The sequence below is a fragment of the Ottowia cancrivicina genome (assembly GCF_029813755.1).
GTDB lineage: Bacteria > Pseudomonadota > Gammaproteobacteria > Burkholderiales > Burkholderiaceae_C > Ottowia > Ottowia massiliensis.
Genome location: NZ_JARVII010000003.1, coordinates 113,456 through 129,454, shown reverse-complemented (window position 1 = coordinate 129,454; position 15,999 = coordinate 113,456). Strand labels below are relative to the sequence as shown.

The following is a 15,999-nucleotide window of genomic DNA, read 5'->3' as shown; positions in this document are numbered from 1 at the left end:
ATTTTCCCTATTTTTCTGCAAGCGGTTTTCAACTGTGCCCGTATCCTCATCCATCCAGAAAATTCTCGCTCTCGTCGCCGATGACCTGCGCCAGGTTGACGCCACTATTGCGCAGCGGCTGGACTCCGGCGTGCCACTGGTTGGCGAAGTGGCGCGCTACATCATCTCTTCCGGCGGCAAACGCTTGCGCCCGGTTCTGCTGCTGCTGGCCTGCGGCGCCCTGGGCTACAAGGGGGAGCAACGCTTCAATCTGGCCGCCGTGGTCGAATTCATCCATACGGCCACCCTGCTGCATGACGACGTGGTCGATGAATCCACCCTGCGGCGCGGCCGCAGCACGGCCAACGAGGTTTTTGGCAACCCGGCCAGCGTGCTGGTCGGCGACTTTCTCTACTCGCGCGCCTTCCAGATGATGGTGGACAGCAACAACATGCGCGTGATGCAAATCCTGGCCGATGCCACCAACGTCATCGCCGAAGGCGAAGTGCTTCAGCTCATGAACATTCATAACGCCACGCTCGATGAAGCGGCCTATCTGCACGTTATTCGTTCCAAAACCGCCAAACTGTTTGAAGCCAGCGCCCACCTGGGCGCCGTGCTCGCCGACAGCGGCGCCGCCATGGAAGCCGCCTGCGTCGAGTACGGCCGATCCCTGGGCACCGCCTTCCAAATCATTGACGACGTACTCGACTATGACGGTGACAGCCATGAGATGGGCAAGAACCTGGGCGACGACCTGCGCGAAGGGAAAGCAACGCTGCCGCTCATCATCGCCATGCAGCGCAGCCGCGCCGAAGAAGCGGCTGTTGTGCGCCGCGCCGTGGAAGAAGGCAGTGCGCAAGACATGGAAGCCATCATCTCCATCGTGCGCCAAAGCGGCGCGCTGCAAGGCGCGCGCGAAGTAGCCGCCCGCCAGGCTGAAAGCGCCATTCGCGCAGCTGCCTTGCTGCCCGCCAATCCTCATAGTCAGTCAATGATAGAATTGGCGACTCAACTTTTGCAACGGCGGACCTGAAATCTCCTTCAGCCTTCCCGCCCGCATACGGGGTGTAGCTTAGCCTGGTAGAGCGCTACGTTCGGGACGTAGAGGCCGGAGGTTCGAATCCTCTCACCCCGACCAGCTGGTTCAGACAGCAACCTGCTGGAAAACAACACTCCCCCATAGGAAAACGCGTATTGTGTCGATTCATTCACACATTGCGCCGTCTTTTTGATTTACAAAAACTCACCATTCGACGATGATTGACAGATAACTTTAGTCTGCAAATCTTTGGTCACCGATGGCAACCGTTGAATCCCCCGCACAAGCAGCGCCTCTGCCCGGCTTGGCGCACACGCTGGTCATGACTGGCAAGCTCGGCCAGCAAGCCGCTGAAGACCTCTACAAGAAGGCGCAGCAGTCCAACAAAAATTTCATTGCGGAGCTAACAGGCTCCGGCGCTGTTTCCGCCTTCGACCTGGCGCACACCATCTCCGCTGCATTCGCGGCGCCGCTCATTGACGCCGCGGCCATTGACCCCAACCGCCTCCCACAGGATCTGATCGATCGCAAGCTGATCGTCAAATACCGCATCCTGCCTCTAAGCAAGAGAGGCAACCGGCTCATCATCGCAACAGCTGATCCCACGGATAACGAAGCTGCAGAAAAAGTCAAGTTCGCCACCCAGATGGGTGTGGAATGGGTCATTGCCGAATATGACAAACTTTCCCATCTGATCGAGACAGCCACGCGCGGCACAGGCGATGGAATGGACGGCATCAGCGCCGACGACTTCGAATTTGGCGAAGATGCCGCCAGCCCCAATGAAGCCGAAGAAGATGCTGAACAAGATGACAGCGAAGACACTCCTATCGTTCGCTTCCTGCAAAAAATGCTGGTAGACGCCGTCAGTATGCGCGCCTCTGACTTGCATTTTGAACCCTACGAATTCATGTACCGGGTGCGTTTTCGCATTGATGGCGAATTGCGCGAAATTGCCAGTCCTCCACCCGGCATCAAAGAAAAACTGGCATCTCGCATCAAGGTTATTTCACGTCTTGATATTTCCGAAAAACGCGTGCCGCAAGATGGCCGCATGAAGCTCAAACTGGGGCCTGATCGCGTGATTGATTTCCGCGTCAGCACCTTGCCCACCCTGTTTGGCGAAAAAATCGTGATCCGTATTCTGGACCCGAGCAGCGCCAAGTTGGGAATTGATGCCCTCGGCTACGAACCAATTGAAAAAGAGCGTTTGATGACGGCCATTGAGCGCCCCTATGGCATGATTCTCGTTACCGGCCCCACTGGCTCTGGCAAAACTGTTTCGCTCTATACTTGTCTCAACTTGTTAAACAAGCCAGGAGTCAATATATCCACTGCAGAGGATCCGGCTGAAATCAACTTGCCTGGCATCAACCAGGTCAATATGAATGACAAGGCTGGCCTGACTTTTGCTGTCGCCCTCAGGGCCTTTCTCCGTCAGGATCCGGATATCATCATGGTAGGTGAAATTCGTGATCTGGAAACAGCTGACATTGCCATCAAGGCGGCCCAGACAGGGCATTTAGTATTATCCACACTGCATACCAACGATGCTCCGACGACGTTAACGCGCATGCGAAATATGGGGATCGCCCCATTTAACATCGCATCCAGCGTCATTCTTATCACAGCCCAACGCTTGGCGCGGCGACTCTGCCCAAAATGCAAGGAGCCCACTGATATACCCAATGAAGCTCTCTTAGAGGCCGGGTTTACAGAAAAAGATCTGGATGGAAGCTGGACACCCTACAGACCTGTCGGATGCGACGCATGCAACAACGGTTATAAAGGCCGGGTCGGCATCTATCAAGTCATGCCTATTTCAGAAGAGATGCAGCGCATTATTCTCGCTGATGGGAGCGCCCTGGAGATATCAGACCAGGCTCGCTCTGAGGGAGTCCGTTCATTGCGTGAGTCTGGTCTGCACAAAGTAAAAATAGGCGTCACTTCGCTTGAAGAAGTCTTGGCCGTTACTAACGAATAAACCCTTTCAAAGATCCCAAGGGAGCGCACTGAATATGGCAACAGCAGCCTCACGCCCAAACATGAAATCCGTCAAAGAAGTTATCTTTGAATGGGAAGGTAAAGATCGCAACGGCAAAATTGTTCGGGGCGAGTTGCGAGCCGCCGGCGAGCATCAGGTCCAAGCTACCTTGCGCAGGCAAGGCATTTTAGTAACAAAAGTGCGCAAGCGCCGGATGCGGTCTGGCAAAAAGATCGCGCCCAAAGACATAGCCATATTCACCCGACAGCTCGCCACCATGATGAAGGCGGGCGTGCCGTTGCTGCAATCCTTTGACATTGTTGGTCGGGGCAGTACCAACCCCAGCGTTGCCAAGCTGCTCAATGACATTCGCACCGATGTGGAATCAGGCTCTTCTTTGTCATCGGCCTTTCGGAAACATCCACTCTATTTCAATACCCTCTACTGCAATTTGGTAGAGGCCGGGGAAGCGGCGGGTATTTTGGAAGATCTTCTGGATCGTCTTGCCATTTACATGGAAAAGACGGAAGCCATTAAATCAAAAATCAAATCAGCATTGATGTATCCGGTTGCCGTTATTGTCGTGGCATTCGTGGTCGTTGCCTTGATCATGATCTTTGTCATCCCGGCATTCAAGAGCGTCTTCGAAAATTTTGGCGCAGATTTGCCAGCGCCAACGCTTTTTGTGATCGCCATGAGCGAATTTTTCGTAAAATACTGGTATATCATATTTATCGGAATATTTGGTGGGGTGTATTTTTTCCTGCAGTCATGGAAGAGAAATGAGAAAATGCAGATGTTCATGGATCGGCTGCTTTTACAAATACCAATTTTTGGCAATCTGATTGAAAAGTCAGTGATTGCGCGCTGGACGCGGACCCTCTCGACCATGTTTGCTGCTGGCGTTCCTCTTGTTGAATCCTTGGATTCAGTTGGCGGCGCGGCAGGTAACTATATTTATAAGTCGGCAACTCAAAAAATCCAACAGGAAGTTTCGACTGGCACCAGCCTGACAAATGCCATGTCCAATGCAAATGTATTCCCGAGCATGGTTATACAAATGACTGCCATTGGCGAAGAATCGGGCTCCATTGACCATATGCTTGGCAAAGCGGCCGACTTCTACGAAGCCGAAGTTGATGAGATGGTTGCCGGACTGTCAAGCCTGATGGAGCCTATCATTATTGTTTTCCTTGGAACCATTATTGGCGGCATTGTTGTCTCAATGTATTTGCCGATCTTCAAGCTGGGTTCTGTTGTCTGAGATATGCACGAAAATACTATAGATGCAATAATCTATCTGATTTTTGGACTTCTGGTTGGCAGCTTTCTCAATGTCGTTATTTATCGTCTGCCTCAAATGATGTATCGATCCTGGCTTCATGAAGCAGGATCGAATATTTCCGGCACTACCGCAGATGAGAAGACCCTATGGGCGCTAAGTTTCGGTTCACGGACTACTGCCCCTGAAAATATGGAAGCGGTTGGACGGCATATCATGCAGGCGGTTGAAGATTTGCCGAGATTCAATCTCATGATGCCGTCTTCACGATGCCAAAGCTGTGGGCATAAAATTCGCTGGTTCGAGAATATCCCAATATTCAGCTGGGTATTCCTGCGCGGCAGATGCTCTGGCTGCAATGCGAGTATCTCATGGCGCTATCCCGCCATCGAACTGGCGACAGGGCTTCTATTTGCATGGTGCGGCTGGCAATGGGGCCTGACAGCTTCTGGCGTGGCATGGGCGGCGTTTTCTGCCTTTCTGATCGTCATGACCATGATTGATTGGGACACGACACTATTACCTGACGATTTGACCCTGCCTCTGGTTTGGGGCGGTTTACTGGCATCGTTGCTTCATTTGACAGCTGTTCCGCTATCCCATTCCGTAATTGGGGCGATGGCGGGTTACCTCTTTTTGTGGTCCATTTATTGGGCATTCAGGTTGCTTACGGGAAAAGAGGGCATGGGTTATGGCGATTTCAAGCTTTTCGCAGCTTTGGGGGCTTGGTTTGGCTGGAATGCATTGATACCGATTATTCTGATGGCTTCTGTCATTGGCGCGCTTGCTGGAATTGGCATGAAGTTCTGCAATAATCTTAGAGAAGGGCATTATGTGCCCTTTGGGCCTTTTCTGGCGCTGGCTGGGTTGACCGCCATGATTTTCAGCCCCGCCAGCATTTTGCGCGCCATCGGGCTGGGCGCCTGAAGCTCTTTATCCAATCTTCCCGTGTTTCGGTTGGGATTGACTGGCGGCATAGGCAGCGGCAAAACCACTGTCGCGCAGATGCTTGCCGCACGTGGCGCAGCCGTCATTGACGCCGATGCCATTTCACGTGCGTTAACCGCCTCTCATGGCGCAGCGCTTCCAGCTATTGCCGCTCAATTTGGAACTCATGTCATTGGCCCGGATGGCGCGCTGAACCGTAGCGCAATGCGGCAAATGATTTTTGCTGATCCGGCTGCAAGGCAGCGCCTGGAAACCATCCTTCACCCGCTGGTTGAACAGGCACTGGAAGAGCAGACACGTGAGGCAGCCATGCGCAGCGTGCGCTGCGTTGTGTTTGATGTTCCGCTGCTGATTGAGAATTTCGCGCGCTGGCAATCTCGCATTGACGCGCTGCTGATCGTTGATTGTCCGGAAGAAGTGCAAATTACCCGCGTCGTGGCCCGTAGCCAACTTTCCCGCGAAGAAGTGATGCACATTCTGTCTGCGCAAGCCAGCCGGGCGCAGCGGCTAGCTATGGCCAACTTTGTGATTACCAATGATGCTGGCACAACGCTGCAAGCGTTGGAGAAGCAGCTTGAAGCACTTCTTCCCCGCTTCGGACTATGATGCGCCCCTTTGCCAGCCCGTGCCCGCTTTCGCGTGATCCTGTACGAATACCCCTTTAACGAGCGCATCCGCACTTACTTGCGACTGGAGCACCTTCTTCATCGCCTGAGCAGTTTGCTAGCCCATACGGCTGCCTTGGATCACCATTTTGCGCTGGTCACCTTGTTTGAAATCATGGACATGGCCGGCCGGATCGACATCAAGACTGATGTGCTGAAAGATCTGGAAAACCACAAAGCCTATCTGTCCGCCCAACGCGGCAACCCGGCCATCGCCCAAGAGGCGCTGGAAGCCTTTGCCGGTTATGTGGAAAACGCTTTTTCCACTCTCAAGCGCCAGCACGGCAAGCCCTGCAGCCAACTGACGGAAGATGACTGGCTGATGAGTGTTCGCAGCCGCATTTTCATACCGGGCGGCACCTGCTCCTTTGACTTGCCTGCATATCACGCTTGGCAAGAAGGCCACGCTGACGCCCGCCTGGCTGATCTGAGCCGCTGGACTTCACACTTGCAGCCGCTGGCCAATGCTCTGACACTTCTTTTGCATATGTTGCGCGACTCTGGCACGCCGCAAATGGCGCAAGCGCAGCAAGGCCAGTTCCAGCATGCGCTGCCTCAGGGCCGCCAGGTGCAGCTCATACGGCTATCTCTTCCCAAAAAAATGAATGTTGTTCCCAAAATCAGCGGCAACCGGCTGCTGATATCCATACAGTTCATGCAGCAGCTAGCCGGGAACAAAAGCGCACCCGTGGCTGATGATGTGGCCTTCGAGCTGGCGCTTTGCTCATGACTGAAGCCCAGCCGCCTGCCCCGCGCCACGTCAAGTGTCCCTCTTGCGGCCGCCCTAGCTTGTACGCGCCTGAAAACCGCTTTCGCCCCTTCTGTAGCGAACGGTGCAAACTGCATGATCTGGGCGCATGGGCCAATGAAAGCTTCCGTCTGGCTTCCCCTGAAGACCCGGGCCTTGATGCGGGCAGCGCAAGCTAAAATGCCCGGTTTTCCTTGCGCCCGGAACTCCTTTCTGGCCCGCTCTTTCGGAATGGCGCTTTCCTGAGCGCGCATCCTGCCAAATCACCTTTGCAACCCGGAACAAATATGGCTGCCAACATCGAAACCCTTGAAAAGCTGGAGCGCAAAATGACGCTCACCTTGCCTGCGGACTCCATCCGCAGCGAAGTCGAAGCCCGCTTGCGCAAACTCGCCCGCACGGTGCGCATGGATGGCTTCCGCCCTGGCAAAGTCCCGCTGAACATCGTTGCCCAGCGCTATGGCTATTCCGTGCAGTACGAAGTGGTCAATGACAAGGTTGGCGAGGCTTTTTTCAAGGAAGCCGCTGATGCCAAGCTGCGCGTGGCGGGCCAGCCCACCATCACTGAAAAAAGCGACGCGCCTGAAGGCCAGCTGGTTTTCGATGCCGTGTTCGAGGTTTTTCCCGAAATCAACTTGGGCGATTTGTCCGCCGTTGAGGTCGAGAAACTGTCTGCCGAGGTCAGCGAAGACGCCATTGACCGCACCATCGACATTCTTCGCAAGCAGCGCTGCACATTCGCGCAGCGCGCCAAAGGCAGCCCTGCTGAAGAAGGCGACCGCGTCACCATCGATTTTTCCGGCAAGCTCGACGGCGAGCCGTTTGAAGGCGGCAAGGCCGATGACTTCGTCTTCATCCTTGGCGAAGGCCAGATGCTTAAAGAGTTTGAAGATGCCGTGCGCGGCATGAAAACGGGAGAAAGCAAGACTTTCCCGCTCTCTTTCCCTGAAAACTATCACGGCAAGGAAGTGGCGGGCAAAACGGCTGACTTTCTCGTCACGCTCAAGAACATTGAAGCCGCCCATTTGCCCGAGCTGAATGAAGCCTTCATCAAATCCCTGGGCGTGGCCGACCCCACCATTGAGGGCTTGCGCGCCGATGTGCGCAAGAACCTGGAGCGCGAAGTCAAATTCCGCGTGGCCGCCCGCAACAAGCAAGCCGCGCTGGATGCGGTCACGGCCAAAACCGAATTTGACGTGCCCAAGGCCAGCGTGCAGGCCGAAGTGGCCCGCATGAGCGAAAACGCCCGCGCCGACCTGAAAGCCCGTGGCATCAAGGATGCCGACAAGGTTGATCTGCCGGAAGACCTTTTCCGCTCCAATGCCGAGCGCCGCGTACGTCTGGGCCTGGTGCTGGCCGAGCTGGTCAATGCCCACAAGCTTCAGGCCACGCCAGAGCAAATCAAGACGCAGGTCAAGGAACTGGCGGCCAGCTATGAGCGCCCCGCTGAAGTGGAGCGCTGGTACTTCCAGGACGCCAACCGCCTGTCCAATGTTGAAGCCATGGTGCTGGAAGCCAACGTGGCGGACTACGTCTTCAGCCATGCCAAAGTCACCGAAAAAACCCTCAGCTTTGATGAGCTGATGAGCGCTGCCGCTGCGCCAGCCGCCGCCTGACCCGAACACACAGGCGCAGCCCATTCGCACCCAAGGGGGCTTGAGCCGCACAGGCCAAGCCCCATTTTTCCGCCGGTCACTTCTTGAGGAGAACACGCATGCACATCCAGGAACCTGCCAGCAATCTCGGCCTTATCCCCATGGTCATCGAGCAATCGGGCCGGGGCGAGCGCTCCTTTGACATCTATTCGCGCCTGCTCAAAGAGCGCGTCATCTTCCTTGTGGGCGAAGTCAATGACCAGAGCGCCAATCTCGTCGTGGCCCAGCTGCTGTTTCTCGAAAGCGAAAACCCCGACAAGGACATTTCCTTCTACATCAACTCCCCCGGCGGCAGCGTCACGGCGGGCCTGTCCATTTACGACACCATGCAGTTCATCAAGCCTGATGTTTCCACCATGTGCCTGGGCTTTGCCGCCAGCATGGGCGCGTTTCTTCTGGCCGCAGGCGCCAAGGGCAAACGCTACAGCCTGCCCAACAGCAAAATCATGATTCACCAGGTGCTCGGCGGCGCGCGCGGCCAGGCCACCGACATCGAAATCCAGGCGCGCGATCTGCTGCGCACCAAGGAACAGATGAACCGCATCCTGGCCGAGCGCACCGGCCAGCCCTATGAAAAAGTCGTGCACGACACCGAGCGCGACTACTACATGACCGCGCCCGAAGCCAAGGATTACGGCCTGATTGACAGCGTCGTCGAAAAGCGCGCCTGAGAACCCGCTCAAAGTCTGCCCGTGGATGCAAAAAACGCGGCCCCGGGCGTTTGCAGGCGTCGCAAATCTTCGATGGGCAGCAAGTAGCCGCAAAGCCCATCTGCGCCATCTGCGGTCTGCGTCTTGCCGCCCATCCCGATCCGCACTTTTGCCCTTTCACAGCCAAACCTTGAACAGGTTCTGGACGCCCTATGAAAACCACTGCTTTCTTTCTTCTGACGCTGGCCTGCCTGGCCCCTGGCGGGGCCTGGGCCATCAACAAATGCACGGACGCCGCAGGCAAAGTGAGCTATCAGGAGCAGCCCTGCCCTGCCAGCGCCCGGCAAAGCGCCGTGGCAAGCCCGCGCTCGCCAGCCGCGCCGCCGTCTGCCGCCCAGCAGCCTGGCAAAGGCGCTGCCGCGCAAGCCGGCGGCGGCCCTGCGGCGGGCGATGCCAGCGCTGACGAAGCCATCCTGCGCCTCGTGGCCACTGACTCCCTTGTTGAAAGCTGCAAGCACCTGCCAGACTTCAACGAGCAGGGCATGCCCCTGTATCAGAAATGGCGGCAAAACAGGCGGCAAGCCTACGCCCAATACGAAAACAGCGGCCGCTACGCCGAGCTGATGGCCCGCGCCACGGAGCAAGCCAGGCTCACCCGCCAGGCCGCCCCGCAACAGATGAACGCTTTTTGCAGCGGCCCGGCCCTCCAGGCCCTCCGGCAGCAGGCGGTCCAATGACGCATTCACTATCAGAACAATAGCTGCCCGCGCTGATTTCACGGGGGCTTGAGGCCGATTGAACGCTTGCGAAGCAGGCCCGGCCCCCGTCCAGAAACCCACCCCGAAGGCGCGCCTTTTCCGCTTCCGCAAGCTCCTTGCATTTCCGCGCTGCCGCTGCCCGCTTTTCTGATCCCTGATCCGCACGCTCCTTCCAGCTCATGCGCTACCGCCCCGAACCCGCTCCCGCCGACGCCCCCGCGCCTTCCGGCACGGGCGTTCTGCTGTGCAACCTGGGCACGCCTGAAGCGCCCACAACGCCGGCTGTGCGGCGGTATCTGGCGCAGTTCCTGGGCGACCCGCGCATCGTGGAAGCGCCGCGCGCGCTGTGGCTGCCCGTGCTGCATGGCTGGGTGCTGCGCACGCGCCCGGCGCGCTCTGCGGCCAAGTACCGCACTGTCTGGACTGAGCAAGGCTCGCCTTTGCTGGCCTGGTCAAAAAAGCAGGCCAGTCTGCTGCGCGGCTACCTGCACGAAGCAGATTTGCGCGTAGCCGTGCGTCATGCCATGTGCTACGGGCAGCCCGCCATTGCGCAGGAGCTGGACGCGCTCAAGGCGCAGGGCTGCGCACGCATACTGGTGCTGCCGCTGTACCCGCAATATTCAGCCACCACCACGGCCAGCGTGCATGACGCCGTATTCGCCTGGGGCCGCACCGTGCGCAGCCTGCCCGAGCTGCGGCTGGCCGGGGCCTTTCACGCCCATGCGGGCTATGTGGCGGCGCTGGCCGGGCGCATCCGCCAGCACTGGCAGGCGCATGGGCGGCCTGATGTGCTGTTACTCAGCTTTCACGGCCTGCCGCAGCGCATGGCCGACCTGGGCGACCCCTACCCGCAGCAGTGCCATGAAACCGCGCGGCTGCTGGCGCAGGCGCTGGGGCTGCGCGAAGGGCAATACGTAACCACCTTCCAGTCCCGCTTTGGCCGCGCCAAATGGCTGCAGCCCTACACGGCGCCCACGCTGGCGCGCCTGGGCCAAGCTGGCACAGGCCGTGTGGACGTGGCCTGCCCCGGCTTCGTGAGCGACTGCCTGGAAACCCTGGAAGAAATCGCCGAAGACGCACGCGACACTTTCCTGCACGCGGGCGGACGCGAATTCCACTACATCCCGGCGCTCAATGACGACCCGGACTGGATCCGCGCCCTCGTGTCCCTGGTGCAGCAACACCTCCAGGGCTGGCCAGCCGCGTAGCGCGCCAGGCAGGCCCGCGCCCGCTTCCGGCCCCGCGAAGATTTGCAAGGCCGCAAACCGTCCGGGTTCGCCCTTCCAGCGACCCACCGCCTGCGAACAGGGCCGCGCAAGGCTCTCATGCCCCGTTCCCGCTCATGCCCGCCCACAGGCTGGAAAAAACGCCCCGAGCGGAAAAGACGCAGGCAACCCATGCGCAGGATATGAATGCGCCGATTTATCCGCTCCTGTATCAATAGCATAATGTCCTAGTAGAAACTGCGCGAGATGGCATTTCATACCCCTTGAATTTGCTCCTGTTTCTGATGCAAACAGACAGCGCCATCCTGCCCATGAGCAGTGCCATGAGCGCCAGCGGGCCATGGGCGCGCCCCAAGGCCGTGGCCGCCGCAAACCTGAAAGCGGGCATGACCAGCGGCGGCGCCGCTCCATCCGGGAAGCTGGCAAAACTGCAACCGTTTCCTACAATTTGGGCATGACCGCCCCCGCTCCTGCGCCTGTTTCATCTCTTGCCGCGCCCGCGCCGCGCCTGGCAGGCGTTCAGCAAATGCTGCTGTGGGCGGTGGCCGTGCTGGCGCTCACATCCAGCGCGCTGCTATGGCAAAAGCTGGCGCACACGCAAGAGCAGCTGGCCCGTCAAAGCGCCGCCAGCGGCGCCAAGGCGGACGAGGCGCAGGCGCAGGCCCGGCAGGCCCAGGGCATGGCGCAAACCGCCAAGGCCCGGCTGGCAGTCGCCGAAGGCAGCCTGGACGAGCTGCTGTCCTGGCAGCGGCAGACAGACGAGCTGCTGCAAACCGCCGTGCGCGCCCGCGATGACAGCCTGGTGACCGACCTGGCCGCCATGCTGGAGGCCGCGCAAATCCAGGCCCGCCTCTCAGGCGACGTAACGCCCCTGCAAACGGCGCTGCATCTGGTGCAAGAGCGCATCAGCCAGGCCGCCAATCCACGCCTGGCCGCCGCCGCTCGCGCCGCGCGGCAAGACCTGGAGCGCGCGCAGTCGGCAGACGTGCCCGACATCGCCAGCCTGCTGGCGCAACTGGATGCACTGTGGGGGCAGGTAGATGCCATTCCCGCCGCCAATGACGCGGCGGACGCCTCTGATGCGCAGGAGCCGCCGCCAGAAGCCGCCCCCGCCCCGTGGTGGCAGCGCGCGTGGCGCGAAGCCTGGTCTGGCGCCGGGCGGCTGGTGCGCGTGAGCCGCATCGACCGGCCCGACGCCAGCATGATGACGCCGCAGCAAGTGTTTTTCGTGCGCCAGCACGTGAAGCTGCGCCTGCAAGGCGCGCGCCTGGCCTTGCTGGCCGGGCGGCGCGATGCCGCGCAGGCCGACCTGGCCCGCGCCGAACAGATGCTGGGCGAGCTATTCGCGCCGCAGGCGCAGGCCACGCGCGACGCGCTGGCGCGCCTGCGGCAAGCGCAGGCAGCCCTGCAAGGCGCGCCCATGCCCAGCGCCAGCGCCACGCTGGCGGCGCTGGCTGACGCAGCCAGCGCCAGCTCCGAGGCCATCAGCGCCGCCAATGCGGCAGATACCGACGCAAACGGCAGCGCCAAAGCCAACGCCACGCCTGACACGCAAGGCCAGCCCCACACGCGCCCGGCCGCCCATGAAGACGCCCGCACCGGAGAGTTCTGAAGTGAACAACGCCCTCATGCGCGCCGTGCTGTGGTTTCTGGGCCTGTTCGCCTGCGCCGTGGCGCTGGCGCTGCTCATGGGCGGCAACCGGGGCACGGTCACGCTGTTTTGGCCGCCCTGGCGGGTGGACGTATCTGCCAACCTGGCGCTGCTGTTGCTGCTGGCGGCGGCGCTGCTGCTGCACGCGGGCCGCCTGGCGCTGCGCAAGGCATGGCGGCCTGCCGCTGCGCTGGCCCGGTTTGCCAGATTCGGGCGGCGCGCGCCTGCCCGCCCGCCCGAAGCCTGCCTGGCCGAAGCCTGGGCGCACCGTCTGGCTGGCCGCACGGCGCAAGCCCGGCAAGCCGCCGCCGCCGCACTGGCCGCCGCTGGCGCGCAGGATTGGGCCTTGCAAGCGCAGGCGCACTTGATGGCCGCCGCCTGCGAGACTGGCCCCGCCCGGCAGCGGCACTGGCGGCAGGCCCAGGCGGCTCTGGCGGCGCTGACGCAGTTGGAGCCATTGGCCCCATCCGCCGCTGAACCAGCCGCGCCAGCCGCATCTGCCGATAGCGCAGCCGACACCGTGCCTGCTGGCCGCCGCGTGCTGGCGGCCAGCGGCCAAGCCGCCATCCGGCAGGAACCCGGCGGTGGGCAAGAGCCTGCCAGGACGCCTCAAAAACAGGAGCAAATATAAAGGGGCAAAAATACGAATCTGCGCAATATCCAGCTATTGATAATGCGCGAAACAGTGTTTTATTGCCCCTCAAATTTGCTCCTTTTTATGGGAGACGGTCCAGAGTTTGGCCATGAGGGGAAAAGAGCGGATTGGAGCGACTGCAAGGCGTAAGCCGCGAACAGGCAGTGCTGCCTGACAAAGCATTTGCAACGTCATAAACCGCCCGAGTCCGCGCTTTTAGCTCTTACGGACCAACTTCAAACAGGCGGGCGGCGGCTGTCGTGACGCTGGAGCATCATCTGTTTATGGATTTCGCGTTGTTTATTATGATTTGGCGCATGCACGCCTGTAAACGTACGCTTTTTTTGGATTTGACGCTTGGGTGGAAAAATCAGCCAAGATTGATTTTTCACTCAGCGGGCATTGGGCCTGTTTCCGCTTTGTAATTCTGCATCTTTGAATTCGTATATTTGATGCAGCATCTCATTATTCCAGGGGCTGGATATAAACAAAGCCGCGCTGCGCCAGAAAGCGGCTGCGCGCGGGCGGCTTTGTTACTGCGCTCCGGTTTCGTCCATTTCTTTTCGCATGGCCTTGGCGCGCTCACGCAGGGCGTATTGGCTGGCAAACAAAAAGGGCCGGGAAGGCCCTTTTTATTATTACCTTGAATAACCGCCGCGCAGCTTTATTGGCTTTGCGCTGATCCTGGCGCGTTTTGTGCGGACAGGGCGGCAAATGGCGTTATCACTTTTGTGCCGGGCTGACCACGCCTTTTTCGTCGGCGGCCTCAATGGCTTCGGTGGTGTCCAAAATCATGGACAGCTCGCCCTTCTTGCGGCTGGCGGCATTCTGACGCTCAATCAGGAAATACAGCACCAGCCCGGCCACGATGGCGTAAATGGTGGCTTTGGTATCGGGCATGGCCAGCGTGACGGCCACAATGCCTGCCACACCGCGTTCGGCGGAGTCTTTCAGCTCTTCCATGCCCACCATGATGCAGATATAGGCCGTGAGAATCAGCGACAGCGACAGCGCCAACGGCAGCACGGGTTTGAACATCGAGACCAGCGGCAGCACAAACAGCGCCAGAAAGCCCGAAATCCAGAATACGCCCTGCCCGCCGTAGAGGGTATCCATGGACTTGCGGCCCAGCGCGTAGCGTTCGGCAATGACAGCCTGCACGGGCGTCCACAGCGGTCCGGCCAGGCCGGGCCAAGGGGCCAGCACGGCATGCAGCGCATTGCGAATGGCCGTGACCAGGTGCGCGCGAGTCACGTTGTTTTCGATCACTTCATCGGGGCGCTGGTGATCGGCGCGCTTGACAAGCGTAAAGCCCACCAGAATATCGCCAAAGGCAATCACGTAGGCAATCACCGCCGTGGGCGCAGCCAGCAGAAACATGTTCCAGTCAGGCCAGCCCACGTTAAAGGCCAAATGGCTGAACAGCAAACCGAAATCGGGTTTGGTAATACCCCATTGAATATCGGGCAGCGGAAATTCGCCTATCACCCAGCCAATCAGCATGGCAACCACAATGCCGGGCACCATGCCGAAATTGGAAATGATTTTGGCTGCCCGGCTGCGCAGCACCACGCTTTTGAATGAGAGCGAAAAAAGAATATAGGCGGCGATCATCGCGCCCATCAAAATGGAAAAGGGCGCGTTCGAAACACGGCCGCCCGCTTTCAGCTCCCCCATCATGGCGGCAATGCCCGCGCCGATGATGATGCCGCATTTGAGCGAATTGGGAATCAGCGTGACCAGCTTGTCGCCCAGGCCCGTGATGCCAAGCACCAGGAAAATGACGCAAACCTCGATTTGCAGCGCCACCATTGCCTTGACGGCTTCCGGCCCCGGCTCGAAATTCTGCAAATACAGCAGCACCACCGGAATGGCCGGCGTAATCCAGCCCGGCACCAGCGGCACGCCCATCAGCGCGGGCAGCATGAAGCCAATGCCGCAAATCACCACGCCCGCCAGCGCAGCTTCGTACGGCAGCCCCAGATATTGCTGAAGCAAGGGAATCATGCCCAGGCTGACCACGAACATCAGAAAAGCCTGAATCATTTCCGGAAATTCCCACCGGTAATGAATGAAAGGCAGCCTCAATTTGAATGGTCCCAAGGGCCAGAAAGGGTGTTCCTGGCCGTATTCACGCTGCATTGGCATGTATGTCTCCTTTGTTTGTGTGGATATGCGTTCTGCGCGGGCCAGCGGGACATGCCGCCGAAAGTGGCAAATTTCCCCCTGAATTTCCGCGCGCCGCTGTTTTCACGGCGGGCGCGACTGTAGCGGCTGGCGCACATCACCAGCATCAGGTTTTCCCCAATATCGCCATGCAACGCGGCGCGTGTTTTTCCAAGTCCTTCAACCAAGCCAGATCATGGGTGCTGCGGTGCCCGCAGCAACCCTGACAGCCTCAAAAACAGGATCTAACCCAATTGAATAAAACCTGTTCTGCGCCATTTCCACCAAGACATCAACTATGCATTCAAGATGCGGTTACAGCCTTTTTTCTCTTGCGCTACGCAGGTTGTTTTTAGCTCCGCTTGGGCGCTTTGTTCCTTGGAGACGTCGAACAAGGGAAAACGGGCTGGAGCCCTGCTTGGTTCTACGTCTCCTTGCGGTCAAGCCATCAATAGGCTTCAGGGAGCAGAACACCTCAAAGAAGAGAGCAAATTTGAGCGGCCAAAAAAACGGCCCTGCGCAGTTTTCACTAGGACATCATGCTATTGATAGAGGAGCAAAAAATAGCTCTGTCTGATGCCCGTCTGTGGCTGGTGCCTGCCGCCCAAAGT

Annotated in this window: 14 protein-coding genes and 1 tRNA gene; 14 read left to right on the top strand and 1 reads right to left on the bottom strand. The window is 59.0% G+C overall.

The genetic code is table 11. From position 1 onward, the window contains the following. Window positions 1-34 precede the first annotated feature (34 nt). From QB898_RS02995 to QB898_RS02930, 14 genes are all read left to right on the top strand, one after another. Entirely contained in the window at window positions 35-1,015 is a 981-nt protein-coding gene (locus QB898_RS02995; RefSeq protein ID WP_279523722.1) for a polyprenyl synthetase family protein, read from the top strand. Window positions 1,016-1,043: 28 nt separating this feature from the next. After that, a tRNA-Pro gene (locus QB898_RS02990) sits at window positions 1,044-1,120 on the top strand. Between the two features lie 160 nt (window positions 1,121-1,280). Beyond that, entirely contained in the window at window positions 1,281-3,005 is a 1,725-nt protein-coding gene (pilB, locus tag QB898_RS02985) for a type IV-A pilus assembly ATPase PilB (protein ID WP_279523721.1), read from the top strand. 34 nt (window positions 3,006-3,039) lie between these two features. Then, window positions 3,040-4,269 (top strand): type II secretion system F family protein, encoded by a 1,230-nt coding sequence (locus tag QB898_RS02980; protein WP_050715821.1) that lies wholly within the window; start codon window positions 3,040-3,042, stop codon window positions 4,267-4,269. Between the two features lie 3 nt (window positions 4,270-4,272). Continuing rightward, the gene (locus QB898_RS02975; protein WP_279523720.1) at window positions 4,273-5,214 is read left to right on the top strand and encodes a prepilin peptidase; all 942 of its coding nucleotides are present in this window, start codon (window positions 4,273-4,275) and stop codon (window positions 5,212-5,214) included. A gap of 21 nt (window positions 5,215-5,235) precedes the next feature. After that, on the top strand, window positions 5,236-5,841 hold the full coding sequence (gene coaE / locus QB898_RS02970) for a dephospho-CoA kinase (RefSeq protein WP_279523719.1): 606 nt from the start codon (window positions 5,236-5,238) through the stop codon (window positions 5,839-5,841). Window positions 5,842-5,874: 33 nt separating this feature from the next. Continuing rightward, window positions 5,875-6,630 (top strand): cell division protein ZapD, encoded by a 756-nt coding sequence (gene zapD, locus QB898_RS02965; protein WP_279523739.1) that lies wholly within the window; start codon window positions 5,875-5,877, stop codon window positions 6,628-6,630. Next, on the top strand, window positions 6,627-6,827 hold the full coding sequence (locus QB898_RS02960; RefSeq protein ID WP_082203248.1) for a DNA gyrase inhibitor YacG: 201 nt from the start codon (window positions 6,627-6,629) through the stop codon (window positions 6,825-6,827). The genes zapD and QB898_RS02960 overlap by 4 nt, the downstream gene beginning before the upstream one ends. Window positions 6,828-6,935: 108 nt before the next feature. Further along, entirely contained in the window at window positions 6,936-8,264 is a 1,329-nt protein-coding gene (gene tig, locus QB898_RS02955; RefSeq protein ID WP_279523718.1) for a trigger factor, read from the top strand. A gap of 98 nt (window positions 8,265-8,362) precedes the next feature. Beyond that, complete coding sequence (gene clpP, locus QB898_RS02950) at window positions 8,363-8,974, top strand: ATP-dependent Clp endopeptidase proteolytic subunit ClpP (protein WP_102283032.1); 612 nt, start codon at window positions 8,363-8,365, stop codon at window positions 8,972-8,974. Window positions 8,975-9,165: 191 nt separating this feature from the next. After that, window positions 9,166-9,690: a DUF4124 domain-containing protein gene (locus tag QB898_RS02945; RefSeq protein WP_279523717.1), complete on the top strand. Its 525-nt coding sequence runs from the start codon at window positions 9,166-9,168 to the stop codon at window positions 9,688-9,690. A gap of 200 nt (window positions 9,691-9,890) precedes the next feature. Next, entirely contained in the window at window positions 9,891-10,919 is a 1,029-nt protein-coding gene (gene hemH / locus QB898_RS02940; RefSeq protein ID WP_279523716.1) for a ferrochelatase, read from the top strand. Window positions 10,920-11,391: 472 nt separating this feature from the next. Further along, window positions 11,392-12,549, top strand: coding sequence for a uroporphyrinogen-III C-methyltransferase (locus QB898_RS02935; protein WP_279523715.1), 1,158 nt, complete (start codon window positions 11,392-11,394; stop codon window positions 12,547-12,549). Between the two features lies 1 nt (window position 12,550). Then, window positions 12,551-13,219, top strand: coding sequence for a heme biosynthesis HemY N-terminal domain-containing protein (locus QB898_RS02930; protein ID WP_279523714.1), 669 nt, complete (start codon window positions 12,551-12,553; stop codon window positions 13,217-13,219). A 726-nt stretch (window positions 13,220-13,945) separates the two neighbouring features. Here the strand turns inward: QB898_RS02930 and QB898_RS02925 are convergent. After that, window positions 13,946-15,268: a solute carrier family 23 protein gene (locus QB898_RS02925; protein ID WP_279523713.1), complete on the bottom strand. Its 1,323-nt coding sequence runs from the start codon at window positions 15,266-15,268 to the stop codon at window positions 13,946-13,948. Between the last annotated feature and the right edge of the window lie 731 nt (window positions 15,269-15,999).